This window comes from Mycobacterium sp. NPDC050041 (genome assembly GCF_049541695.1).
GTDB lineage: Bacteria > Actinomycetota > Actinomycetes > Mycobacteriales > Mycobacteriaceae > Mycobacterium.
Genome location: NZ_JBMVDG010000001.1, coordinates 327,642 through 352,687, shown reverse-complemented (window position 1 = coordinate 352,687; position 25,046 = coordinate 327,642). Strand labels below are relative to the sequence as shown.

Genomic DNA, 25,046 nt, shown 5'->3' with positions numbered 1-25,046 from the left:
CATACAGGTATGCGCAGCTTGCTGGGATTGTCAGTCGGCGTCACGAACCTGGTCGCCGTGCCGCTGGCCGGGCCCGCCGACCGCCCCGTCGTCCGCCGGTCGGTGCTCACCCTGTTCGGGCACCGGCCGCCCGAGGTGGGCCTGCCGGGTGAGAACCCCGCGCTCGACGAACGGGGCCTGGTGTTGTCGGCCTTCGTGGAACGCGTCGGCGACCCCGTTCCCATCGTCGCCGCCGACGGTTCCACCCATCGCGGCGAAGACCTGACGGTGACGGCGGTGACGGCGCTCGCCCGCTCGGCGGGCCGGGCCGACGTCACGGGCCTGGCGCTGCCCGCGTACTGGCCTGCCGCCGCGGTGGACGCCGTACGGGCGCGGATGCCGCACGCCGTCGTGGTGTCCGACGCAGTCGCGGCGCTGACGGCGCTGCAGTCGCGTCCCGGCCTGCCCGCCCGCGGCCTGGTGCTGCTGTGCGACGTCGGCGCCACCGGCACGACGCTGACACTGGCGGATGCCGGCGCGGGCTTCGCGCCCGTCGGCAGCAGCGTCCGCTGCGACGAGTTCAGCGGCGAGGCGATCGACCGGGCAGTGCTGACGCATGTGCTCGCCGACCTCGACGCCGAGGAGTCCGGCACGTCGGCGGTCGCGTCGCTGTCCGCATTGCGTGACGAGTGCCGGCTCGCCAAGGAGCGGCTGTCCTTCGACACCGCGACGGGATTGACCGGTCCGCACTCGGCGCTGCGGCTGACCCGCGCCGAGGTCGAGGCGCTGATGCAAGAGCCCGTCGACCAGCTGCTGGCCGCCGTGTTCGACCTGCTGCACCGCAACCGGGTGGCGCCCGCCGCGCTGGCCGCCGTCGCCACGGTCGGCGGCGGCGCCCGCATTCCGCTTGTCACGCAACGGCTTTCCGAGGAACTGCGGTTGCCGGTCACGACGATGCCCCGGCCCGAGCTGGCCGCCGCGATCGGCGCGGCTCTGGTGGCCCGCCGCGTTCAGGAGCAGGAACCCGTCACGGCGCTGGCCGCGGTGGCACCCGCCGCCACGGGCCTGGCCACCGTCGCCGCCGCGGCCGTCGCCCCGCTGGCCTGGTCGGCCGCGACCCCTGTGGGCGACGACGCCACCGATGAACACGGCATGTACCGGGAATCGTTCGACACCGGGATGGCGCGACCCGACGTGCTGTTCGACCACTCCGGCTACGACGCCGCAGAAGCCGAGCCGGCGGCGTGGTACCGACGGCCTGCGGTGCTGTTCGCCGGGGCCGCATGCTTCGCCGCGTTGGCCGTCGCCGGTCTGGTGTTCACCTCGAGTAGTGGCGGCGCAGGCACCGCCCCGGCCGCGGCGACGGCTCCGATCGCTCCTGCCGCACCGGCTCCGGCGCCCGGTACGCCCGCGGCCGCGCAGCTTCCCGCGCCCGCGCCGGTGACCCGGACCGTGGTGGCGGATCGTCCGCCCGCTGCCGCGCGGCCCGCATCGCCCGAAGCGGCTCGGCGGGTGGCCGCCGGGGCGTCGCGTCCCGCCGCGCCGCGGCCTGCAGCGCCCCGGCCCGCGCCGCGCGCCGTTCCGCGCCCCGCGCCCGCGCCCGCCGCCCCGGCGCCGGCCCCCGCACTGCCGCAGGTGCCGATGGCGTGGCCGCAGATCCCGATGGATTTCCCGTCGCTGCCCGCACCGCAGGACCCGGCGCCCCAGCAGCCCGCGCCACAGCCGGAACCAGAACCCGCGCCCGAGCCCGAGCCCGCGCCCGAGCCGGCACCTGAACCCGCACCCGAGCCTGCGCCCGAGCCGGCACCTGAGCCCGCACCTGAGCCCGAGCCTGAGCCCGCGCCGGCACCCGAGCCTGAAGCGGCGCCGGCGCCCGCAGCAGAGCCGCCGGCCGAGTGTGTCCCGTCAGCCGAAGTGACCTGCTGACGCGACGCACACCGGGAGGCGCCTACCCGCCGGCCGCCTGCACACGACGGTGCTCATGCGGCTGTGCACAGCCCTCAGTGCGCTTTCGCCCGTAGGGACCGAACGAGTCCGCTGACCGCGGAACCGGCGGTTCGACCGCCGGCGCGAAATCGGATCAGCCGCCCGGCGGGACCAGCGTCGGCACGGTGATCGTCACCGTGCTGGTGCTCGTGCTGGTCTCCACCGACGTGGTGGTCGGAGGCGTCGTCGTGGTGGTCGTGGTGGTCGGAGCCGTGGTGGTGGTCGTGGTTGTCGGGGCCGTCGTCGTGGTCTCCGGTGCCGACGACGACTCGGTCACCGTCTCCGTAGGCGGCGGGCCCACCGGCGCCGACGTCTCGTCGGTCGACGTCGTCGTGGTCGTCGTCGTGGTGGTCTCGCCGGACGGGGAGTCGTCGGACGTCAGCTGGACCACCAGCCAGATGATCACCGCGATCAGCAGCGCGACCAGCGCGCCGAGACCGACCAGGGCAGCCGGCTTGCGGTACCAGGGCAGCGGTTCCTCCGGCGGTGGCGCACCACCGCCGGGCGGTTCGCCGTAACCACCGCCGTAGTCGCCGTACTGCGTCGGCTCGTTGCCGTAGGCCTCACTGCCATAGGCCTGGCTGCCGTACTGCGTCGGATCATCGTCGCTGTAGTTGTTCGGATCACGCGCCACGGGCATCGATAGTAGGCCCTCAGTTGGGTCCCGGGTACAGGGAGCGGGTCTCGTTGAGGCGCGGCCGGCGGCGCGTCGAGGTGGGTTCGTCGTCCTCGCTCTCCCTCGTGCGGGGTCCGCGGGACCGGGTGTTGGAGGACTCCGGTGCCGACGTCGGAGGCGGCGGCGTCAGCGCCGGGTCACCGGGGTTGATCTCGGTGGTCTGGATCGACCGGGTGGTGGTGATCGTCGAGGTGGTCGAGGTCGTCGAATCGGAGGGGGCCGCGCTCGAGAACGTCGAATCCACGAACTCGGCGGGCGTGTTGTCGGGTTCGTCCCGGGACACGGCCGTCACGCCCCAGACGACGAGCGCGATGGCGGCCAGGCCGGCGGCACTCGCCCCCAGCAGCTGGGAGGTCGACTCGTGCCACGGCGGCTCCGCAGGGTCCTGCCCGTCGCGGTCATCGTCGTCGCCGGTCACGGGCACCGATCCTATCCATGCCCGGCCGTCCGGTCAGTTCAGCTGCGGGACGACCTCGGCCGCGAACTGCGCGAGATGGTCGAGATCGGACATGTCGAGCACCTGCAGGTACACCCGCTGCACACCGGCATCGAGGAACGGGCCGAGCTTGTCCACGATCTCCGCGGGCGTCCCCGCCGTCGGTGAATTGCCGCGCAGCTCGTCGACCTCCCGCCCGATCGCGGCCGCCCGCCGGGCGACCTCCGCATCGTCGCGACCGGCGCACAGCACGAAGGCCACCGAGTAGGTCAGCGAGTCTTCCGGCCTGCCCGCCTCGGCGAGCGCCGCGGCGACCCGGCCGTACTGGGTCTTGAGCGTGTCCAGCGGCACGAACGGGATGTTGAACTCGTCGGCGAACCGGGCGGTGAGCGCCGGGGTCCGCTTCGGTCCGCCGCCCCCGATGATGATCGGCGGCCGCGGCGACTGCACCGGCTTGGGCAGAGCAGGCGAATCCGCGACGGTGTAGTGCTCGCCCGCGTAGTCGAACGTCTGGCCAGACGGCGTCGCCCACAGTCCGGTGATCACGTCGAGCTGCTCGGTGAGCCGGTCGAAGCGCTCGCCCAGCGGCGGGAACGGGATGGCGTAGGCGCGGTGCTCGGCCTCGAACCAGCCGGCGCCGAGCCCCAGTTCGATTCGCCCGCCGCTCATCTCGTCGACCTGCGCGACGGAGATCGCGAGTGGGCCGGGGTGGCGGAAGGTGGCGGAGGTGACCATCGTGCCCAGCCGGATCGAGGTCGTCTCCCGCGCGATCCCGGCGAGCGTCACCCACGAGTCGGTCGGCCCGGGCAGGCCGTCGCCGCTCATCGCGACGTAGTGGTCGGAGCGGAAGAAGGCCGAGTAGCCCAGCTGTTCGGCGGTGCGGGCGACTGCGAGTTGGTCGGCGTAGGTCGCCCCCTGCTGGGGTTCGACGAAGACACGGAAGTCGGCGAGGTCCACGTCGGTCGAACCTACAGACCCTTGGGCGCGTCGCGCAGCGCCTGCACCGCCTGCGGCTCGCCGTCGAGGTCCACGCGCGCCTCCCGTCCCGCCGCGAACAGCAGCAGCTCCTCCGGCCGGCCCGTCACCGTGACCGCCGCACCCTTGCCTGCGGTCACCAGCGTCTTGCCGTCCGGCGTGCGCAGCGCGGTGCGGGTGGGCGCCTTGGCCAGGGTCAGGCGCGCGAACAGTGACAGCGTGCGGGTCAGTCCCCTGACCGCGTCGGCATCGAGGTCGCGCGGCTCCCAGCCGGGGTGCGCCCGCCGGACGTCCTCGTGGTGGATGAACATCTCGGCGAGGTTGGCCACCGGGTCGAGCAGCTTGAACGGCGACCAGGCCGGCGGACCCGACGCGATCTTGTCGAGCAGTGTGTCCCAGTCGGTGGACTGCGCCACCTCCTCCTGGATCCTGTCGGTCCGGCCGGCGAAGTAGGGGATCGCGATGCCTGGCGCGGCGTCGAGCCGGTACTCCCGGATCACCAGGTGTGCGGCGAGGTCGCGGGTGTCCCAGCCCTCGCAGAGGGTGGCGTCGTCGGGCGCGGTGGCCCGCATGGTCTCGACGAGGGCGGCGCGTTCGCGCCGTGCAGCGGTCATGGTGTCATTCTCCGTCCAGTGCGCGGTCGAGGTTGATGGCGGCGCTGATCAGGGCCAGATGGGTGAACGCCTGCGGGAAGTTGCCGACCTGGTTGCCGGTCTCGCTGACCTGTTCAGCGTAGAGCCCGACGTGGTTGGCGTAGGTGAACATCTTCTCCAGCGCCAGCTGCGCGGCCTCCAGTCGGCCCGCGCGGGTGAGCGCCTCGACGTACCAGAACGAGCAGATCGAGAACGTGCCGTCCTCGCCGTCGAGGCCGTCGGCGCCGGGTTCGTAGCGGAACACCAGACTGTCGTTGACGAGGTGCTCCTCGACGGCGTCCAGCGTCGACAGGAAGCGCGGGTCCGCCGGCGACAGGAACTTCAGCATCGGCATCAGGAGAACCCCTGCGTCGAGGGTGGCATCGCCCTCGACGCGGGTGAACGCCTGCAGGTCGGCGTTCCACGACTTCGTCATGATGCGTTCGTAGATGTCGTCCCTGGCCTTCGACCAGGCGACCAGATCGCCCGGCAGCCCCCGCGCGCGGGCGATGCGGATGGCGCGTTCGATCGCCACCCAGCACATCAGCCGCGACACCGTGTAGGGCCGGTATTCGTCGCGGACCTCCCACATGCCCGCGTCGGGTTGGTCCCAGTTCTCGGCGACCCAGTCGACGATGCCCGAGACGTCGGTCCACCCGTCGTGGCTGATGCCCGGACCGTGCTTGTTGAACAGGTACACCGAGTCGATGATCTCGCCGTAGATGTCGAGCTGCAGCTGGCCGGCGGCGGCGTTGCCGACCCGCACCGGCGAGGAGTCGCGGTACCCCGACAGGTGGTCGAGCTCGACTTCCTCGGGCAGGTTTCCGTCGATGTCGTAGAGCACGCGCAGCGGTCCGAGGCGCTGGTCGTCGGCACCCCCGGTCTCGTGGTGCCTGCCCATCCGTTCGGACAGCCAGCGGATGAATTCCCTTGCCTCCTCCAGGAATCCGAGCCGCAGCAGTGCGTACACGCTGAACCCGGCATCGCGGATCCAGACGTAGCGGTAATCCCAGTTGCGGTTGCCGCCGATCGGGGCGGGCAGGCTGGTGGTCGGTGCGGCGACGATGGCCCCGCTCGGCTCGTGGGTGAGCAGTTTGAGGGTGATCGCCGAGCGGTGCACGGTCTCGCGCCACCGCCCGGTGTAGGTGGACTGGGACAGCCATCCGCGCCAGAACGACGTGGTGGCGTCGAACAGAGCGTCGGTCTGCTCGATCGACCCGGCGTCGACCTCCTCGTCGTCGCCGAGCAACTCCAGTACGAATTGCGCGGTGTCGCCGGTACCGATCTCGAATTCGGCGGTGACGACGCTGTTCTCGGCGCCGTGGTCGATGTGCAGGTCGGTCGACGCGACAAGGCCGAGGCGGACGCCGTCACCGGTGATGAGCACGCCGTCGCCGCTGCGTTCGGCACCGCACGACTCGCGGGCGTAGTCCGGCCGGGCGTCGAGTCCCATCCGGAGGCGCAACCGGCCGCGCACGCCGGTGACCCGCCGGACGAGTCGCTGGCGGTGCGTGAGGTCTCCGCGGGCCAGCACCGGCATGAAGTCGTGCACCTCGGCCACACCGTCGCCGGTCAGGAACCGGGTGATCAGGACGGCGGTGTCGGGGTAGTAGAACTGCTGGGTACGGGTCACCTCGGTGGTCGGCCGCAGGTGCCACCCGCCGCCCTTCTCCCGGTCGATGATCGACCCGAACACACTCGGCGAATCGAATCGCGGCGCGCAGAACCAGTCGATGGTGCCGTCGGTGCCGACCAGTGCGCAGGTGCGCAGGTCGCCGATCAGGCCGTGCTCCGCGATCGCGAGGACGTCCTCACTCATCCGGCAGCCGCCAGCCGGAGTCACCCGGCAGGGCCAGCGCCTCGTCGGGTCCCCAGCTTCCCTTGGCGTAGGCGCGAACCGGTGGCCGCGCGTCGAGTACCGGTTGGCACACCTGCCACAGTCGGTCCACCTCGTCGGCGCGGGTGAACAGCGTCTGGTCGCCGCGCATCACGTCGAGCAGCAGCCGTTCGTAGGCCTCGAGCGGGATGTCGCCGTCCGGGTCGGCTTCGGCGAGGTCGATGTGCAGGCTCACCGGCATCAGCGACAGATCGGGGCCCGGTCGTTTGGCCATCAGGTGCGCGCCGACGGCGGCGTCGTCGCTGAGTTCCAGCACCAGCTGGTTCGCCCCGTAGGTCTCGTCGCCGAAGCGTCCCATCGGCGGGCTGCGGAAGGTCAGCGTGACGGTGCGGCGGGTGCCGCCCATCGCCTTGCCGGTGCGCAGGTAGAACGGCATCCCCTGCCAGCGTTCGGTGTCGACGTAGGCCTCCAGGGCGACGTAGGTCTCGACGTCGGAGTCGTCGGCGACGTCGTCCTCGTCGCGGTATCCCTCGTACTGGCCGAACACCACGCGCTCCGGGTCGAGCGGCCGCATCGCCTGGAACACCTTGGACTTCTCGTTCCGCAGTGCCGTCGCGTCGAGGTGCACCGGCGGCTCCATCGCGACGAACCCCAGCACCTGGCACAGGTGGGTCGAGATCATGTCCCGGAAGCAGCCCGTCGACTCGTAGAAGCTGCCCCGTCCCTCGGCGGTGAGTTCCTCGGGCACGTCGATCTGCACCGACTCCAGGTGCTCGCGGTTCCAGGCCGGCTCGATCAGGCCGTTGGCGAACCGCATCGCCAGGATGTTCTGCACCGCTTCCTTTCCCAGGAAGTGGTCGATGCGGTACACCTGCTCCTCGCTGACGACCTCCTTGAGCGCCGCGTCGAGTTCGCGCGACGACCCCAGATCGGTGCCGAACGGCTTCTCCACCACGATGCGGGCGTCATCGGTGAGGTGCTCGCGGCCGAGCATGCCGATCATCGGCCGCATCGCCGTCGGCGGCACCGACAGGTAGATCAGAACGCGGGCGTCCTCGCCGAGCTTCTCGCGGGCCTGCCGGACGGCGCCGGCCAGGTCGCTGCCGTCATCGGCGTCCGATGTCTGAAAACTGATGCGCTGCAACAACTCCGTCAACACATCGTCGTCGATGTCGTCGACCGTGTCGCGCAGGCCGTCGCCGACGGTGTCACGGAATTCGTCGTCGCTGCCGGGCGAATGGCGCCCGGACCCGATCACCGCGTAGTCGGCGGGCAGCCGGGACGCCGCGGCCAACTTGTACAGGCCGGGGAAGAGTTTGCGCTTGGCGAGGTCGCCCGTCGCGCCGAACAGCACGAACACCTGCGGCGGTGGCCGGTCGTCGGTGGTCATGCGGCTCTACCGATGCTGGCTTCGAGGGGATGCACGTCGGTGAGTTGCCCGGAGGCGTCGCGGCAAAACAGGTGTGATGAAGAACGTCAGAAAGTGTCGACCCGTTCGACGGCGACGAACATGCCGTGCCGGGTGCCGTCGTTGGTGAAGCGGGTGCCGTCAGGGGTGGCCTCGATCGTCCAGCCGACGGCGCGGTAGCTGCGGTAGTCGAGCGTGACGGCGGGGATGTCGCCGAGATTGCCGAGCACCCATTCGATGCCGCCGCCCGCGCTGACGCGGACACCGTTGGCGGGGGCGCCGTCGACCTCGGGGGCATCGGTGAACGGCGCTTCGCAGCCGACCTCGCCGGTGTCGAGTTGGCAGCGGGTCTTGCCGGACTTCGTCTGGATGAACACGTAGCCGTTCTCGGCGGGCAGTTCCTGGGCCGGCGGCGGCGCCGGTGGCGTGGACGCCGGCGGCTTCGCGGCCGGGGTCCGACTCGGCCTCGGCGTGGGGAACGTCGGCTCGGTCGGCGAGATGGGCTTGATCCGCGGTGGCGCCTCGGGGGCGCTCTGGCAGCCCGGAACGAGCGCACCGATGGCCAGGACGGTTGCGATGGCCGGGGCGAGCCTCATCCGCTCAGGCTACCGAGTGTGGGGCGGCAGTGACGGAAGTGACGCGCGTGGATTGGCGTCACAGTCGGGTGGCCAGATACGGCGCCGTCCTGCTCCGTCGCGATGCGGCCACCGCGTCCGGGGTGCCCGCGGCGACCACACGGCCACCGTCGTCACCTGCGCCAGGACCGAGGTCGATCACCCAGTCGGCGCCCGCGACGACGTTCATGTCGTGTTCGGCGACGACGACTGTGTTTCCCGCGTCGACCAGCTGGTGCAGCTGGCGTTCCAGCCGCTCGACATCGGCGGGGTGCAGGCCCGTGGTGGGTTCGTCGAGCACGTAGAGCGTGTGGCCGCGCCGACTCCGCTGCAGTTCCGACGCCAGCTTGATGCGCTGGGCCTCGCCGCCGGACAGTTCGGTCGCCGGCTGCCCGAGCCGCAGATAGCTCAGCCCGACATCGCGCAGCGTGGCGAGGCTGCGGGCCGCGCCAGGAAGGTCGGCCAGGAAGTCACCGGCCTCGTCGACGGTCATCTGGAGGACGTCGGCGATGGTGTGGTCGCGGTAGGTGACCTCGAGCGTCTCGTCGGAGTAGCGGGCGCCGTCGCAGGTGGGGCACGTGGCGTAGGTGCCGGGCAGGAAGAGCAGTTCGACGGCGACGAACCCTTCGCCCTGGCAGGTGGGGCAGCGTCCCTCGGCGACGTTGAACGAGAACCGGCCCGCCGACCACCCGCGCCGCCTGGCCTCCTCGGTCTCGGCGAACGCGCGCCGCACGGCGTCGAACATGCCGGTGTAGGTGGCGAGATTGGACCGCGGCGTGCGGCCGATCGGACGCTGGTCGACGCTGATCAACCGGTCGATGAGCTCGACGCCGTCGGCACTCACCCCGATGCTGGCGTCGAGGTCGATGTCGAGCATCTGGTCGGCGTCGTCGATCTCCTCGGCGGATTGCATTGCCGCACCGCCGGATCCGAGGTGACGTGCGACCACGTCGCCGAGGACCTTGCACACCAGAGTGGACTTGCCCGATCCGGAGACGCCCGTCACCGCGGTGAACACGCCGAGCGGCACGTCGACGTCGAGGTCGTGAAGGTTGTGGAAGTCGATGCCGCGCAGCTCCAGGGTGCTTCGCGGCGTCCGTCGCTTCCCGGTCTCGCGTGCCGCGTCGTCGAACAGGTAGCGGCGCGTGGTCGACGCGGCGACATCGGCCAGCCCGGCGACCGGTCCGCTGTAGAGCACCTCGCCGCCGTGCTCACCCGCACCCGGTCCGACGTCGACGATCCAGTCGGCGCGACGCACCACGTCCATGTCGTGCTCGACGACGAAGAGCGAATTGCCTGCGCGGCGGAGCCTGTCCAGCACCTCGAGCAGCGGTTCGGCGTCGGCCGGGTGCAACCCCGCCGACGGCTCGTCGAGAACGTAGAGCACGCCGAACAGTCCGGACCGCAACTCCGTGGCGAGCTTGAGACGCTGCAGTTCACCCGGCGAGACCGTCGGTGTGCGGCGGTCCATGCTCAGGTAGCCCAGCCCGAGGTCCACCAGGATCGCGATCCGGGCGACGAGATCGGCGGTGATCATGGTGGCCACCTCGGTGAGCTCGCCGGACTCCGTCGACTCGAAGGCGGGTGCGAAATCCGTGCGAACGGCCGTGGGCCGCAACGCCTCGGCGAGGTCAGCCAGCGGCATGGCGATGTAGTCGGCGATGGAGCGACCCGCGAAGGTCACGGCGAGCGACTCGGGGCGCAGCCCGGCGCCGTGGCAGACCGGGCACTCGGCGCTGTCGACGTACTGCAGCACCCGGCGGCGCATGGTGGCGCTCTGCGAATTGGCCAGCGTGTGGCGGACGTGGCGTTCGGCGCTGGAAAAGGTGCCGTTGTAGTAGTAGTCGGCCGTCACGGGGTGCTCGCCGGGATCGATCTCGACGGTCGGCTGGTCGTCGGTGAACAGGATCCAATCGCGTTGCCGCTTGGGTAGTTTGCGCCAGGGTCTGTCGATGTCGTAGCCGAGCGTGATGAGGATGTCGCGCAGATTCTGCCCCTGCCACGCGCCCGGCCACGCCGCGACCGCGCCCTCCCGGATGCTCAGCGACGGATCGGGCACCAGCGTTTCCTCGGTGACCCGGTGGACGCGGCCGAGGCCGTGGCATTCCGGGCACGCGCCGACGGCGGTGTTGGGGGAGAAGGCGTCGGAGTCGAGTCGTTGGGTGCTCCCGGGGGGATAGGTACCGGCCCGGGAGAACAACATGCGCAACAGGTTCGACAGTGTCGTCACCGTACCGACCGTCGAACGCGAAGACGACGAACCCCGCCGCTGCGCAAGCGCCACCGCCGGAGGGAGGCCGGTGATGTCGTCGACCTTCGGCGCTCCCGCGGGCAGCAGCAGCCGCCGGGCGTACGGAGCGACGGACTCGAAGTACCTGCGCTGCGCCTCGGCGTAGATGGTGCCGAACGCCAGCGAGGACTTGCCGGAACCAGACACGCCGGTGAAGGCGACGAAGGCGTCGCGTGGTGCGGCCACGTCGACCGACCGCAGGTTGTGCACCCGTGAGCCCCGGACGCGGACGTACGGATCGAGTGCGTCGCGATCGGGACCGGGCGTCATGTCAGCCACCCTGTCACGGCGATGTTCGCGTGGGACGAGAAGCGCAGCCGTTGTGAGTGTCAGGCCTCCGGATGCCAGCGCGCGATCCGGCAGGCGAAGGCGTACCACCCGTCGTCGACCCTGATCCTGGCCACACCGGAGATGCGGCCGTCGAGACCTTCGTCGAGCACCGTGAAGTCGGGGGTCGACCTCGCGTCGGCAACCGGTGGGATGAATCCCGTGCCGACGTCGTTGTCGTCGATGTCGTCCTCCTCGATCACCGACACCTCGACCCCGTCGAGATAGACCGTTCGCGGGGCGGAGAACTTGTCGCCGACGGTGCGTACCGCGTCGTCCTCGAAGTCACCGATGACCGAGTTGGGGAGGTCGACGATCATCTGCCCGTCGGCGCGCACCTGCAGGGCGATGTCGTCGGCGCCCCAGCCCGACGTCTCCTGCTGGCAGGTCAGGGTGGTCTCGATGGCGGGCGAGGTGAGGAGCAGATTGATCGGCGTGCGCAACACGATCTTGAACTCGACCTTGCGTGACGGGTCCGTCGTGCGTTGCACCAGGACGAAGAAGTGTTCGTTCTCCTTGGCTTCCCACCCGACGTTCGGCTGGCTGTCGGGCCCGGAGTCGAAGAGCCACTCGGCGGGGACGTTGACGCCGTCCCAGCGGCCCACGGTCAGCAGGACATCGGTGGGGTACGCACCGTCCACGACCGCGTACTCGACGTCGACGAACAGTTCGACCGGTCGCGGCAGTGCGATGCGCGGCGTCTCCACCAGGAACCACTTGCTCTCACTGTCGTCCCAGTCGGCGTCGCCGGTATCGATGTTGAAGGGCTGCTCCGGAAACCATTCCGTGCGCGCCTTCTCGGGTATCAGCACGATCGCGTCGCGCCACGTCCGCCCCTCGTGGCGGTGCATGTGCAGTGTGAAATTCCCTTCGCTGCGCCGCTTTCGCAGGAACACCTTGATGAAGAACGGCGCCATCAGCACGAACCGCTCGCCGAGTTCCGGGTCGCTCGGGTTGCGGTACGGCGGCTGCGGTGTCGAGAAGTCGTCGCCGAGGTAGATCTCGAACCCCATCGGGGTGCGGTGCACCTCCAGCCTGATGTCGTAGGTGCCCGGCACGTCCACGCGGAACCACTGCACGGAACCCTCCTGCAGGGTCCCGCTGCCGGTGTAGTCCACCTGGCTCGGCACGTCGACCGCGGTCGCCGGTGTCCGGAACGGATTGGCCTCGTGGAAGTCTGCGCGCAGCGGATGGTGGTCGCTGAGGTACGGGACGAGCCCATGTGGGTCGGCCAGCTCCCTGTCGATGCGCAGGTGCTGCACGGCCAATCGGCTCGTCGCCGAGGTGAACACATAGTCCAGCCGCTGCCGGTACGGCGGGTACACCGCGTCGGCGGTGAATCCCCGGTCGTTGCGCCCACTTCCACCGCCCGGGCACTGGTCACGTCCCCACCGATCGACGACCTGGTCGTGCAGCGGCGCACCGGGCTTGCCGAACAGGGACCTCCACTCGTCGCCGGCCTCGCCGGGAGCCGGTGCGCCATCATGGTCACGATGGCCCACGACGTTCAGGTCGCCGAGGAAGAACACCTCCTGGCTGAAGGGCGGCGATTCCTCGACGCATCGTTCGATGAACTTCGCCACGTCTCGCATCTGCTTGCGGCGGTCGCCGGTGTTTTCGCCGATCTTCTCGGTGTCGGCCTGGGTGTGGCTGATGAAGACGTGTCGCTCGTCGGTGCCGGACGGCTTCAGCCGCGCGTAGAGCACCCCCTTGGCGGCGAACTTGTCGTTGTCGGATGCCGCGGCGTACATCAGGAACCGCACCACGGGGACCTTCCCGGCGAACGCCGGGTCGAGCAGGTCGGCGGCATCGGGCGGCGCGGGCACCGTCGCGAACGGGTAGCGGCTCGCCAGGAACAGGCCGCTGTCCTCGAACTTCAGCGCAGCCAGGCCGGCGAGATCCGCCAGCGGGCCCATGGTGATCTCCCAGACCGCCTCCTGCAGGTCGCCGGCGAATCCGGGTCTGACGATGCGGGTGTGGAACGTGTCGGCCTTGGCCACCTGGTAGGGGAACTTCGCGCGCAATTTTGCGCTGAGCACGTCGCGGGCGGGTTCGTCGAAGACCTCGTTGAGGCAGACGACGTCGATCTCCTCCGGGCTGTTCAGGATCGCCTTCGCGATGAGCGCGGCGCGCTGCGGCGCGGTGTAGACCGGCGGTATCGACGGCGGGAAGCCCATCTCCATCAGCGCCGAACGCATCTGGACGTTGTAGGTGAGGATTCGCATCGAGTCGCTCACGATCCGAGCCCTCCTATCGAGTCGAACAGCGGCACAACCACATCGGGTGGACTGCCACGTAGCCGTGCCACCTCGTCGTAGTCGTCGCCTGCCGGTTGCAGTAGCCGCAGCTCGCTGGCCCGCAGATCGGCGACCACCAGGTTGTCACCGGCCGCCGCGACGAAGGTGGGGGCCGGCCACGCCGAACCGTCGAGTGTCACCGCCCGCGTCCCGGCGTCGTCGACGATCAGCAGCCGGCGGTTGCCGACGTCGACGAGCGCGACGCCGTCCAGATAGGCGCAGACGCCATACGGCACAGTGGGTTTGGCGCCGCCCGGCAGCGAGATCTGCGTCCACCCGCCGAGATCGCCGTCGATGCGGGTGAGCCGGCGGGCGCCGGGGTCGGTGACCCAGATGCGGTCGCTCGTGTCGACCGCCAGTCCGCGGGGATCGGCGTACGCCCCTTCCGCCGGATCCGCGACGGTGGGGGCACCGAGTTGCCCGTAGGTGGTCCAGCCCCCGCCGCCGATGTCGTCGATGAACACCAGTCGGGAGTTGCCGCCGTCGAGGACCACGATCCGCCCGCCGCTGAACGCGGTCGCCACCGGTCGTCGGAACTCACCGGTCCCGCCGCCGGACGAGCCGAAGCGGGTCCACCCGCCGCCGAAGTCCGCCGCGGCGACGCTGTCCGCGGTCAACTCGGCGATCGCCACTGCTCCCGTGCCGTCCCGCGCGGCCCCCGACGGACCGGACAGCGTGGCGCCGCCGAACTCCATCAGCGTCCCCGCATCAAGGGTGTCCGCGTCGACCTCGAACACCCGGCCGCCCAGGAACTCCGTGAACAGGACTGTCATCGGCTCAGTCTGTCGGCTCGGCCGCCGCGGTGGGGGTGATCTTGACCGATGGGGTAGTCGGCTACCCGCCGCGCGGAGACGGAGTTTCAATTTTTGATCTTCGGGTAACGCCGTCTACCAAACACAACGACAAGGGAGTTTTCACCGTGGACACTACGAAATTGGCCGGAGTCGTCGCCGCCGGCGCAGTGATGGCCGGCATCGGTACCGCGTCGCCGGCGGCGGCAGAGAGCAGCATCCAGGTCGCGGGAAGCGAGGCGACAGCGAATCAGAACGGCACTCAAGTCGCGTACACGGTGAGCAGGATCGTGCCGAGCTCGGCCCCCATCGCACCCCCGGTCGGCGGCCAGCTCTACGAGGCCACGGTGATGGCCAAAGCACTGCAGGGCACGGTCATCCCGGCGGTGCCGTCCTTCACCGCCCGCTCTGCGAGCGGTGCCAGCTATCCCGTGCGGTCCGACGTCTCGAATCTCAGCACATTCCCTCTGCTGCAGGGCGATACGAGAAAGGGCCAGATCTACTTCGACGTCGTCGGGGAGGCGCCGAACAGCGTGGTCTTCAACAACGGGGCCGGGGATGTGCTGACCTGGGTGCAGGCCGGTCAGCCGCTGCCCGGCAGCGAAGGCGAGGGCAGCGATTCGGCAGGCGGCGAGGGTGGCGGCTCGCAAGGAGTGCCCGATGAGACCGACGAGGAACTCGGCCTGCCGTACCTCGAAGGTGAAGCCGTGGACACCGAGGAAGGCGGCGAAGAGGACTCCGGCTAGATCGCCCTGCCTCTGGCGCGGCGGTCACGAGCCATCGTGGCGGTTTCCGGTCGGAGCGGACCCACGGAGCCGTAGATTCGACGCCGACCGCCCGACGGAAGGGGCCGCCATGCCCAAGAGCGGACTGCTGCTCGATCCCAACGCCTATGACCCGCAACATTTCGACGCCGAGACCCGCAGGCTGCTCCGTGCGCTGATCGACTGGTTCGAGACGCGCGGGAAGACCAGGCTTCTCGACGACGATCTGCAGGCCGCCTGGGTGTCGGATTTCCTCGACTTCATCAAGAGGGAACGGCTGTTCGCGACGTTCCTGACCCCGTCCGAGTACGGCGGTGGCAATCCGGACAAGCGCTGGGACACCTCCCGCAACGCCGCACTCAGCGAGATCCTCGGCTTCTACGGCCTGGCCTACTGGTACGCCGAGCAGGTCACGATCCTCGGGCTCGGGCCGATCTGGCAGAGCGACAACATCAAGGCCAAGGAGAAGGCCGCCGCGCAGCTCGAGGACGGCGGGGTGATGGCATTCGCGCTCTCCGAACGTGAACACGGCGCCGACATCTACAACACCGACCTGCTGCTGACGCCGGCGAGCGCCGACGACGACGAGGGAGTGGTGTTCCGGGCGTCGGGCGAGAAGTACTACATCGGCAACGGCAACGTGGCGGGCATGGTGTCGGTGTTCTCGCGCCGCACCGACGTCGACGGGGCCGACGGTTACGTGTGGTTCGTCGCCGACTCCGGACACGAGAACTACGAGTTGATCGGCAACGTGGTGCACGGCCAGATGTTCGTGAGCAACTTTCGGCTCAACGAGTACCCGGTGCACGAGGAGGACATCCTGTGCACTGGGCCCGACGCCTTCTCCGCCGCCCTCAACACCGTCAACGTCGGCAAGTTCAACCTGTGCAGCGGCTCGATCGGGATGTGCGAGCACGCCTTCTACGAGGCGATCACCCATGCCAACAACCGCATCCTGTACGGCAACCCGGTCACCGACTTCCCGCACGTGCGTGCGGGATTCGTCGAGGCGTTCGCCCGCCTGGTCGCGATGAAACTTTTCAGTGACCGCGCCGTCGACTACTTCCGCAGCGCGAGTCTCGACGACCGCCGCTACCTGCTGTTCAACCCCGTCACCAAGTCGAAGGTGACCTCGGAGGGCGAGAAGGTGGTGACCCTGCTGTGGGACATCCTCGCCGCCAAGGGTTTCGAGCGGAACACCTACTTCTGCGAGGTCGCCCGCCTCATCGGCGCCCTGCCGAGGCTCGAGGGCACCGTGCACGTCAACGTCGCGCAGATCCTCAAGTTCATGCCGAACTACATGTTCAACCCGGCGGGCTATCCGGAGATCGGCACCCGCCGCGACCCGGCCGACGACGTGTTCTTCTGGTCCCAGGGCCCGGCCCGGGGTGCGTCGAAGGTCCAGTTCGCGGACTGGGCGCCGGTGTACGAGAGGCACCTCGGCGTGCCCAACGTGGCGGTGTTCTACGAGCAGGTGCAGGCGCTGAAGGACCTGCTGACGACGTCACCGCCGGACGCCGACCAGCAGCGCGACCTGGACTTCGTGCTCGTCGTCGGGCACCTGTTCTCCCTGGTGGTCTACGGCCAGCTGATCCTCGAGCAGGCCGAGATCACCGGCCTCGACGCCGACCTGCTCGATCAGGTCTTCGATGTCGCCGTCCGCGATTTCTCCGGCTACGCCGTCGCGCTGCACGGTAAGCCGAGTTCGACCGACGCGCAGCAGAGCTGGGCGGTGTCGGCGGTGCGCAAGCCGGTGGCCGACGCCGACCGGTTCGACCGGGTGTGGACGCAGGTGGTGTCCTACGACGGCGCCTACGAGATGCGGCCCTGACGGCGGGGACGTCCGCCCGTCACGCGCGCGCCATCGCGGCGTACCCGTCGGCGAGCGCGTGCAGCTGAGCTGCGCCGTCGCCGGCGAACGAGGCGCCGTGCATCGTCGCCAGCGTCGTCGGACGCAGGTCCGCCAACGCGGTCAGCGTCGGCGCCAGCGTGTCGGTCAGGCCCGTCGCGCGGAAGAACTCCTCGGCCTGCAGGGCGGGCCCGACCAGGTCGGACTCGGCGAGCGGCGCGCACCTGCCGACGTGGGTGAACAGGTCGCCGGTCAACAACGTGCCGGTGCTCTCGTCGAACCAGAGGCCGGCCTCCCAGTTGTGCGGGACGTGGGGTGTCGGCAGGAAGCGGAGGCGGTGCCCCCCGGTGTCGAGCGGCTCGTCGGTGGCCGCCACTGGCGGGCGGTCGCACATGTCGTTGAGCGACAGCATGCATGCCAGCGGGCCGTGGATCACCTCGGCGTGCGGCGCGGCCGCCAGCCAGTGGTTCACCGCTCCGCACTCGTCGGCCTCCATGTGGCCGAAGGAGATCCACCGCAGCTCCTCGACGGGCATGACCCGGCCAAGCGCCGCGGACACCAGCGGGAACAGCTGGCGCTGGCCGCAGTGGAAGAGAAACGGTTCGTCGCCGGTCAGCAGGAACTGGTTCATCGTGAAGCCGTGCTCGGTGATGTCCGGTATCCAGGTCGACAGCCGGAAGACCCCGGGTGCGATCTCGTCCACAACGGTGTCCATGCCTCGATCGTCCGCCGACCGGGACCGTTTCGGACCAAATACGCCGTCGGGAACAAATCGGCGGGCGGCCCCGTTGAGGCTTTCGAACAAGTTGAGTGAATCAGGCTCAAGTCTGGGTTGACACGAAGCGGTCAGCGGTTGCAGTCTTGAGTGCGGTCCGCTCAGACCCTACGTATCTAATCAGGAGGCAACACCATGGCTCGTGCGGTCGGAATCGACCTCGGGACCACCAACTCCGTGGTCGCGGTGCTCGAAGGCGGCGATCCCGTCGTCGTCGCGAACTCGGAGGGCTCGCGCACCACACCGTCGGTCGTCGCATTCGCCCGCAACGGCGAGGTGCTCGTCGGCCAGCCCGCCAAGAACCAGGCGGTCACCAACGTCGACCGGACCATCCGTTCGGTCAAGCGCGAGATCGGCACGGAATGGTCCGTGGAGATCGACGGCAAGAACTACACGCCCCAGGAGATCAGCGCGCGCATCCTGCAGAAGCTCAAGCGCGACGCCGAGAGCTACCTGGGTGAGGACATCACCGACGCGGTCATCACCGTTCCGGCGTACTTCAACGACGCCCAGCGGCAGGCCACCAAGGAGGCCGGCCAGATCGCCGGCCTGAACGTGCTGCGCATCGTCAACGAGCCCACCGCGGCCGCCCTGGCCTACGGCCTGGACAAGGGCGAGAAGGAACAGACCATCTTGGTCTTCGACCTCGGCGGCGGCACGTTCGACGTGTCCCTGCTGGAGATCGGCGAAGGCGTCGTCGAGGTGCGCGCCACCTCGGGTGACAACCACCTCGGTGGCGACGACTGGGACGACCGGATCGTCGAGTGGCTCGTCGACAAGTTCAAGGCTTCTGCGGGCATCGACCTGACCAAGGACAAGATGGCCATGCAGCGGCTCCGTGAGGCGGCCGAAAAGGCCAAGATCGAACTCAGCTCGAGCCAGAGCACCTCGATCAACCTGCCTTACATCACCGTCGACGCCGACAAGAACCCGCTGTTCCTCGACGAGCAGCTCAGCCGGGCCGAGTTCCAGCGCATCACCCAGGATCTGCTGGACCGCACCCGCAAGCCGTTCCAGCAGGTGATCAAGGATGCCGGCATCTCGGTGTCCGACATCGACCACGTCGTGCTGGTCGGCGGCTCCACCCGGATGCCCGCGGTCTCCGAGCTCGTCAAGGAGATGACCGGTGGGCAGGAGCCCAACAAGGGCGTCAATCCCGACGAGGTCGTCGCGGTCGGCGCGGCCCTGCAGGCCGGTGTGCTCAAGGGTGAGGTCAAGGACGTCCTGCTGCTCGACGTCACCCCGCTGAGCCTTGGTATCGAGACCAAGGGCGGCGTGATGACCAAGCTCATCGAGCGCAACACCACGATCCCGACCAAGCGGTCGGAGACGTTCACCACCGCCGACGACAACCAGCCGTCGGTGCAGATCCAGGTGTTCCAGGGTGAGCGCGAGATCGCCTCGCACAACAAGCTGCTCGGCAGCTTCGAGCTGACCGGTATCCCGCCGGCTCCGCGCGGCGTGCCCCAGATCGAGGTGACGTTCGACATCGACGCCAACGGCATCGTGCACGTCACCGCGAAGGACAAGGGCACCGGCAAGGAGAACACGATCCGCATCCAGGAGGGCTCCGGCCTGTCCAAGGAGGAGATCGACCGGATGATCAAGGACGCCGAGGCGCACGCCGAGGAGGACCGCCAGCGTCGCGAGGAGGCCGACGTCCGCAACCAGGCCGAGTCGCTGGTCTACCAGACGGAGAAGTTCGTCAAGGAGCAGCGCGAGGCCGAAGGTGGCTCCAAGGTCCCCGAGGACACGCTGACCAAGGTGGACTCCGCCGTGGCCGACGCGAAGTCGGCGCTGGCCGGCACCGACATCTCGGCCATCAAGGCCGCGATGGAGAAGCTGGGCGAGGAGAGCCAGGCGCTGGGTCAGGCGATCTACGAGGCCACCCAGGCCGAGCAGACCGCGGGTGGCCCTGCGGGCGGCTCCACCAACAGCGATGACGACGTCGTCGATGCCGAGGTCGTCGAGGATGACCGGGAGAACAAGTGAGTGAGAGCGATCCGCACGAGCCGGTGACCATCACCGACAAACGGCGCATCGATCCCGACACCGGTGAGGTACGCGAGGCGCCGGCTCCCAGTGAGCCGGCGCCCGCCGCCGGCGCCCCCGAGTCGGACTCCGACGAAGTCGCCGAACTCAAGGGCACCCTGCAACGGGTGAAGGCCGAGTACGACAACTACCGCAAGCGGACGCTGCGCGATCAGCAGCTCATCGCCGAGCGGGCCAAGGTCGCGGCCGTCACCCAGCTGCTGCCCGTGCTCGACGACCTCGACCGGGCGCGCAGCCACGGAGATCTGGAGTCCGGCCCGTTGAAGTCGGTCGCCGACAAGCTGGCGACCGCGCTGGAAGGACTGGGGCTCTCCGGATTCGGCGAAGAGGGCGATCCGTTCGACCCGGCGCTGCACGAGGCCGTGCAGCACGAGGGCGAAGGCACCCATCCGATCGTCGGCACCGTGATGCGACGCGGATACCGGGTCGGCGAACAGGTGGTGCGCCACGCGCTCGTCGGCGTGGTGGACACGGTGCCCGAGGCACCGGCCGGCGGTGCCGGTGAGCAGTCCGGCCCCGCTCAGGACGCGGAATGAGCGCCGGCGGTCGGGGGTCGATGTGCCCCCGGCCGCCGCTCTTCCGGCGGGCGGGAGCCACGACACCTGCGGCACGTCGGCCCGGAAACCCGGCCGGCGGGCCCGCCAGGCAGCACAATCGAACAACACCCGACTTCAGAAAGGTGAGGGGGTGACGCGGTAATGGCCCAACGAGAATGGGTCGAGAAGGACTTCTACAAGGAGCTGGGCGTCTCCTCTGACGCCAGCGCCGACGACATCAAGCGTGCCTACCGCAAGCTGGCCCGCGACCTGCACCCCGACACCAACCCCGATCCGGCCGCCTCTGAGCGGTTCAAGGCGGTGTCGGAAGCCCACAGCGTGCTGTCGGATACGGCCAAGCGCAAGGAGTACGACGAGACCCGAAGGCTCTTCGCCGGAGGCGGTTTCGGTCGCGGCGGCCGGTACAGCGGCAGCACGTTCGGCACCGGTGGTGACGGTGCCGAGTTCAACCTGAACGACCTCTTCGACGCGGCAGGCCAGACCGGCGGCGCCAACATCGGCGACCTGTTCGGCGGGCTGTTCGGCCGGGGCGCCGCCCAGCCACGGCCTACCCGGCCGCGGCGCGGCAACGACCTCGAGACCGAGGCCGAACTGTCGTTCCTGGAAGCCACCAAGGGCGTGGCGATGCCGCTGCGGCTGACCAGCCAGGCGCCGTGCACGAATTGCCATGGCAGCGGTGCCCGTCCGGGCACCAGCCCCAAGGTGTGCCCGAACTGCAACGGCTCGGGTGTGGTGAACCGCAACCAGGGGGCGTTCGGCTTCTCGGAGCCGTGCACCGAGTGCAAGGGCAGCGGCTCGATCATCGAGCACCCCTGCGGTGAGTGCAGTGGCTCCGGCGTCACCACCCGCACCCGCACCATCAACGTCCGGATCCCACCGGGTGTCGAGGACGGTCAGCGCATCCGGCTGGCCGGCCAGGGCGAGGCCGGGCTGCGCGGGGCGCCCTCGGGTGACCTGTACGTGACCGTGCATGTCCGCCCGGACAAGGTGTTCGGCCGCGACGGTGACGACCTGACCGTGTCGGTGCCGGTGAGCTTCCATGAACTCGCACTAGGCACAACACTTTCGGTGCCGACACTGGAAGGCAAGGTCGGCGTGCGGGTGCCTCGCGGCACCTCCGACGGCCGCATCCTGCGGGTGCGCGGACGCGGCGTGCCGAAGCGGTCGGGTGGCCACGGCGACCTGCTGGTCACGGTGAAGGTCGCGGTGCCGCCGAATCTCGAGGGTGAGGCCGCCGAGGCACTGGAGGCGTACGCGAAAGCCGAGCGCGCCAGCGGATTCGACCCGCGGGCGGGATGGGCGGGTGCGTGATGCCCAAGCGTGCCGACGACGCTCGCACGTTCCTGATCTCGGTGGCCGCCGAACTGGCCGGCATGCATGCGCAGACGCTCCGCACGTACGACCGGCTCGGTCTGGTCAGCCCGCAGCGCAGTTCCGGTGGCGGACGGCGGTATTCGCAGCGCGACGTCGACCTGCTGCGTGAGGTGCAGCGACTGTCCCAGGACGAGGGCGTCAACCTGGCCGGGATCAAGCGCATCATCGAGCTGACCAATCAGGTCGAGGCGCTGCAGTCTCGGCTCAAGGAGATGGCCGCCGAGATCGACGAGCTGCGCGCCGGTCAGCGGCGCGATGTCGCGGTGTCGTCGAAGGCGCTTGTGGTCTGGCAGCCGCGCCACAAGCGCTAGCCGATGGTGATGGTGAACGTGGCGGTGTCCCCCGAGTGGGGCCCGTCGCCGGGCTCCGCCGTCCTGTAGCCGCCGCGTCGCAGTGCGTCGGTCGGCGCGGTCATCGGCTCGATGCCGACCACGGCGTCGCTGCCCGGCGCGAAGAGCTGGGCAGCGGGGTACCCGCGCACGTAGGTGACCTCGATCCGCCGGCCGCCGCCGGACAGCGCGAACACCGCCCCCTCGGGCACCTGGTCGAATCCGTCGTCGAGTTCGCGGCGTCCTAACGGTTCCGATTCGGCCGCCCACTCGGCGTGGTCCCCGGTCGGGATGCCGCGGTCGTCGGTGGGCAGCCGCCGCATGGCGGGGGTCTGCAGCTCCCACTCCTCGCGCGGCACACCGGGCACCGTCAGGTACGGGTGGTAGCCGTAGCACAGCGGCACCGGGGTGTCGGTGGACGCCGTCACGGTGGTGGCCACGGTCAGCCTGCGGTCCTCCAGTGCCACGGTCATGGTCAGCACATGCGGGAACGGGAACGACTCCATCAGCCGCGGCGTCGCGCCCCAGTCGAGGCTCGCGACCAGCCGGTGGTCGTTCTGTTCGACGACGTCCCAGCCGGGATCGGCGGCCAGCACGCCGTGGATGGGCGTGCCGTGTTCGTCGGTGCGCACCCCCGCCTCGCCGGGGGTCAGGGTGACCTGCTCGCCGTCGACGCCGTAGGTGTTGGCGCCCAACCGGTTCGCCCACGGGTACAGGATCGGGATGCCCATCGTCTTGCCGGCGTCGATGTAGGCCTCGACCCCGCGGCGCTGGCCGAGGAACTCTTCACCGTCGTCGGCCAGGGACGTGCAGATCATGCCGGCCGACGGGACGTAGGTGGCGGTCAGCGAGGACGACGGATCGCGCAGGGTGACGGGAGTGTGGTCAGGCATCGTCCGAGTCTGTCACGGACGGTCAGCTCGCGAGCGGGTCGTGTTGGATCCGTTCGGCCGGTGCGCCTTTGGCGATCAGCGCCGATTTGGTCGCCTCGACCATCCGCGGGCCGCCGCAGACCAGGATCTGCCGGTCGCCCCAGTTGCCGTAGCGGGTCACCACGTCCGGCAGCAGTCCGGTCTGCCGGACGTGCAGGCCACGCGGCGGTCGGACGTCGGGGAAGTCGGCCGCCCACGGCGGATCGGTGCTGAACTCCGACACCGGCGTCACCGAGAGCCACGGGTTGGTCGACGCGACCTGCCACAGCGTGTTCAGATCGTAGAGGTCGCAGGGGAACCGGGCGCCGAAAAACAGGTGCACCCGCGGGTTGTCGCCGAACCGGGTCATGTCCATGATCAGGGTCCGTAGCGGCGCCAGCCCGGTGCTGCCCGCGACCATCAGCACGTCACCGCCCGCCCGGTCGACGTGCAGGCCGCCGTGCGGGCTGGACAGCCGCCACCGGTCGCCGTGCTGCGTCTCGCCGATGATGGCGGTGCTCACCATGCCGCCGGGCACCGACCGGATGTGGAACTCGATCGCCCCGCCGCGGTCCGCGGGGATGGAGGGGCTCAGGTAGCGCCAGCGCCGGGGCCATTGCGGCACTTGGACGGTCACGTACTGGCCGGGGTGGTAGAACAGCGGCTGGTCGAGCTGCAGCCGCACCACCGACACGTCCCGGCAGGCGCGGATGTGTTCGATCACCGTGCCGTCGCAGTAGGCCGGCGCCGCCTCGGCGTCCGCGGCGCCGCGCATCACGCCGGTGGCCAGCGTGACCGCGTCGTGGGTGGCCTCGGCCAGCCGGTCGTCCCAGTGGTCGCTGAGCCGGTCGCGCAGCGCCGTGGACAGCGCGTGCGCCATCGAGTCGTAATGCGCCTGGGTGACACCGTATTTGCGGTGGTCACGACCGAGCTGAGCGAGGAACGCCACCGGCTCCTCGGCGCGCTGGGCGATCAGTTCCCCGAACAGCCAGGTCATCGCCTGGGCGAAGACCCTGCGTTGCTGCTCCATGTCCGGGGGGAACAGGTCGCGTGCCGAGAGGTCGATGGCGAACCAGTGGGTGTAGAACCGGCGGATCGTCTCGTCGGAGCCGAGGGCGGGGTCGACGGCATCGCGCAGCAGCATCAGCGCGTCACGGTCGTCGAGTCCCACGCCGTTCGAGTCTAAGTGACCCTGTTGCGGCGCATCGCGGCGATGAACACCAGCGTCGCGCCGAAGACCGCCCAGCAGGTCAGGACGGCGATCGCGGTGCCAGCGCCGTGGCCGGAGAAGAACGCCGTCGACCGCAGCAGCGTGGCGGTGGCGCCCTGCGGCAGCAGCTGGCCCAGCTCACCCCAGCCGCTGGGCAGCAGTTCCGGCGCGGCGGCCAGGCCCGAGAGCGGGTTGCCGAGCAGCACGGCCACCAGGGCACCGGCGATCAGGCCGGGCCGGCCGAACAGCGATCCGAGGCCGAGCAGCAGCAGCCCGGAAGCCAGCACGCCGAGCGTGAGTCCGGCGGCCACGCCCCAGAGGTTCTGGTCGATCGAGCCGAAGACGTAACGCAGCAGGGCGGCGACGGTGAGGCCGGCCACCGGCGCGTACAGGACGACGGCCGCCAGACGCGTCCATACCTCGCGGCGCAGCACGAGCACCAGCGCGATCGCCGGCAGCATGCCGGCCAGGGTGATGGGCAGCGCCGAGGCCGGCAGCCCGACGCCGCGGGGATCGTCGGCGGTGGGCGGGGCCAGGTCCTCGGTCTGGAGGGGGGCACCGGTTTGTTGGGCGAGGCCGTTGCCGAGCTGGGTGAGCATCTGCGCGACGGCCGGGCCTGCGCCGGTGGCGATGAGCAGGCGCGGGCCGTCGGGTCCGAGGGCGATGCCGCCGTACACGTCGCGGTGCAGGATCGCGTCCCGTAGCGCGGTCTCGCCGGGGAAGTAGGTCACCGCGAAGGCGCCGGGCGCCTGGCGGTCGAGCCGTTCGGTGAGCTGTCCGTTGGCGGCCTGCGGGCCGGCGATGCCGATCGGGACGTCGTGCGGAGCCGATTTGGTGGCGGGCAGCGCGAAGGCGATCGCGATGGTGGCCAGCCCCACCGTGAGGACGGCGAGGATCCCGGCGGCGCGCACCGCGGCCGGCGGTTCGTGGGTGGGCACCGCGTGCTGGGCGTGCGGTGCGGAAGTCGTCGCCATGAC

General features: G+C 70.0%; 21 protein-coding genes. 7 read left to right on the top strand and 14 right to left on the bottom strand.

What is annotated here, in order from left to right:
- The first annotated feature begins 9 nt into the window (after positions 1-9).
- A complete protein-coding gene (locus ACPCHZ_RS01885; protein WP_423483178.1) occupies positions 10-1,905 on the top strand; it encodes an Hsp70 family protein in 1,896 nt (631 codons plus the stop codon).
- 154 nt (positions 1,906-2,059) lie between these two features.
- Here the strand turns inward: ACPCHZ_RS01885 and ACPCHZ_RS01880 are convergent, their stop codons facing one another.
- The 10 genes from ACPCHZ_RS01880 to ACPCHZ_RS01835 form a co-directional block, all read right to left on the bottom strand.
- A complete protein-coding gene (locus ACPCHZ_RS01880; protein ID WP_423483177.1) occupies positions 2,060-2,605 on the bottom strand; it encodes a hypothetical protein in 546 nt (181 codons plus the stop codon).
- Between the two features lie 13 nt (positions 2,606-2,618).
- Positions 2,619-3,059: a hypothetical protein gene (locus ACPCHZ_RS01875; RefSeq protein ID WP_423483176.1), complete on the bottom strand. Its 441-nt coding sequence runs from the start codon at positions 3,057-3,059 to the stop codon at positions 2,619-2,621.
- A gap of 33 nt (positions 3,060-3,092) precedes the next feature.
- Positions 3,093-4,034, bottom strand: a complete 942-nt coding sequence (locus tag ACPCHZ_RS01870; RefSeq protein WP_423483175.1) for an LLM class F420-dependent oxidoreductase — start codon at positions 4,032-4,034, stop codon at positions 3,093-3,095.
- A gap of 11 nt (positions 4,035-4,045) precedes the next feature.
- On the bottom strand, positions 4,046-4,666 hold the full coding sequence (locus tag ACPCHZ_RS01865) for a TIGR03085 family metal-binding protein (protein ID WP_423483174.1): 621 nt from the start codon (positions 4,664-4,666) through the stop codon (positions 4,046-4,048).
- Positions 4,667-4,670: 4 nt separating this feature from the next.
- Positions 4,671-6,503, bottom strand: a complete 1,833-nt coding sequence (locus ACPCHZ_RS01860) for a glycoside hydrolase family 15 protein (RefSeq protein ID WP_423483173.1) — start codon at positions 6,501-6,503, stop codon at positions 4,671-4,673.
- A complete protein-coding gene (gene zwf, locus ACPCHZ_RS01855) occupies positions 6,496-7,911 on the bottom strand; it encodes a glucose-6-phosphate dehydrogenase (RefSeq protein WP_423483172.1) in 1,416 nt (471 codons plus the stop codon). The genes ACPCHZ_RS01860 and zwf overlap by 8 nt, the downstream gene beginning before the upstream one ends.
- Before the next feature lie 86 nt (positions 7,912-7,997).
- Positions 7,998-8,525 (bottom strand): hypothetical protein, encoded by a 528-nt coding sequence (locus ACPCHZ_RS01850; protein WP_423483171.1) that lies wholly within the window; start codon positions 8,523-8,525, stop codon positions 7,998-8,000.
- A gap of 58 nt (positions 8,526-8,583) precedes the next feature.
- A complete protein-coding gene (locus tag ACPCHZ_RS01845; protein ID WP_423483170.1) occupies positions 8,584-11,103 on the bottom strand; it encodes an ABC transporter in 2,520 nt (839 codons plus the stop codon).
- A 59-nt stretch (positions 11,104-11,162) separates the two neighbouring features.
- Positions 11,163-13,397 (bottom strand): sphingomyelin phosphodiesterase, encoded by a 2,235-nt coding sequence (locus ACPCHZ_RS01840; protein WP_423483169.1) that lies wholly within the window; start codon positions 13,395-13,397, stop codon positions 11,163-11,165.
- Positions 13,394-14,230, bottom strand: coding sequence for a hypothetical protein (locus ACPCHZ_RS01835; protein ID WP_423483168.1), 837 nt, complete (start codon positions 14,228-14,230; stop codon positions 13,394-13,396). Before ACPCHZ_RS01835 ends, ACPCHZ_RS01840 begins: the two co-directional genes overlap by 4 nt.
- Before the next feature lie 146 nt (positions 14,231-14,376).
- Between ACPCHZ_RS01835 and ACPCHZ_RS01830 the strand changes: the two genes are divergently transcribed.
- Together ACPCHZ_RS01830 and ACPCHZ_RS01825 are read left to right on the top strand one after the other, a co-directional pair.
- Entirely contained in the window at positions 14,377-14,994 is a 618-nt protein-coding gene (locus ACPCHZ_RS01830) for a DUF1942 domain-containing protein (RefSeq protein ID WP_423483167.1), read from the top strand.
- 109 nt (positions 14,995-15,103) lie between these two features.
- Positions 15,104-16,843 carry an acyl-CoA dehydrogenase family protein gene (locus ACPCHZ_RS01825; protein ID WP_423483166.1) on the top strand — a complete coding sequence of 580 codons (1,740 nt, stop codon included), beginning with the start codon at positions 15,104-15,106 and terminating at the stop codon, positions 16,841-16,843.
- A 19-nt stretch (positions 16,844-16,862) separates the two neighbouring features.
- Here ACPCHZ_RS01825 and ACPCHZ_RS01820 read toward each other — a convergent pair whose 3' ends face one another.
- The gene (locus tag ACPCHZ_RS01820; RefSeq protein WP_423483165.1) at positions 16,863-17,576 is read right to left on the bottom strand and encodes an MBL fold metallo-hydrolase; all 714 of its coding nucleotides are present in this window, start codon (positions 17,574-17,576) and stop codon (positions 16,863-16,865) included.
- Positions 17,577-17,771: 195 nt separating this feature from the next.
- Between ACPCHZ_RS01820 and dnaK the strand changes: the two genes are divergently transcribed.
- From dnaK to ACPCHZ_RS01800, 4 genes are all read left to right on the top strand, one after another.
- A complete protein-coding gene (gene dnaK, locus ACPCHZ_RS01815) occupies positions 17,772-19,628 on the top strand; it encodes a molecular chaperone DnaK (protein WP_423483164.1) in 1,857 nt (618 codons plus the stop codon).
- Positions 19,625-20,224, top strand: a complete 600-nt coding sequence (gene grpE, locus ACPCHZ_RS01810) for a nucleotide exchange factor GrpE (RefSeq protein WP_423483163.1) — start codon at positions 19,625-19,627, stop codon at positions 20,222-20,224. Before dnaK ends, grpE begins: the two co-directional genes overlap by 4 nt.
- A gap of 162 nt (positions 20,225-20,386) precedes the next feature.
- Positions 20,387-21,556, top strand: coding sequence for a molecular chaperone DnaJ (gene dnaJ / locus ACPCHZ_RS01805; RefSeq protein WP_364977103.1), 1,170 nt, complete (start codon positions 20,387-20,389; stop codon positions 21,554-21,556).
- A complete protein-coding gene (locus tag ACPCHZ_RS01800; protein ID WP_364977101.1) occupies positions 21,556-21,930 on the top strand; it encodes a heat shock protein transcriptional repressor HspR in 375 nt (124 codons plus the stop codon). Before dnaJ ends, ACPCHZ_RS01800 begins: the two co-directional genes overlap by 1 nt.
- On the opposite strand, the gene ACPCHZ_RS01795 is transcribed toward ACPCHZ_RS01800, so the two are convergent.
- Genes ACPCHZ_RS01795 through ACPCHZ_RS01785 form a run of 3 tightly spaced genes read right to left on the bottom strand, consistent with a single transcriptional unit; the run spans position 21,927 to position 25,043 of the window.
- Positions 21,927-22,841: an aldose 1-epimerase gene (locus tag ACPCHZ_RS01795; protein WP_423483162.1), complete on the bottom strand. Its 915-nt coding sequence runs from the start codon at positions 22,839-22,841 to the stop codon at positions 21,927-21,929. The genes ACPCHZ_RS01800 and ACPCHZ_RS01795 overlap by 4 nt on opposite strands.
- 22 nt (positions 22,842-22,863) lie before the next feature.
- Positions 22,864-24,030, bottom strand: a complete 1,167-nt coding sequence (locus ACPCHZ_RS01790; RefSeq protein ID WP_423483161.1) for an FAD-binding oxidoreductase — start codon at positions 24,028-24,030, stop codon at positions 22,864-22,866.
- A gap of 11 nt (positions 24,031-24,041) precedes the next feature.
- Positions 24,042-25,043: an ABC transporter permease gene (locus tag ACPCHZ_RS01785; RefSeq protein WP_423483160.1), complete on the bottom strand. Its 1,002-nt coding sequence runs from the start codon at positions 25,041-25,043 to the stop codon at positions 24,042-24,044.
- Positions 25,044-25,046: the final 3 nt, after the last annotated feature.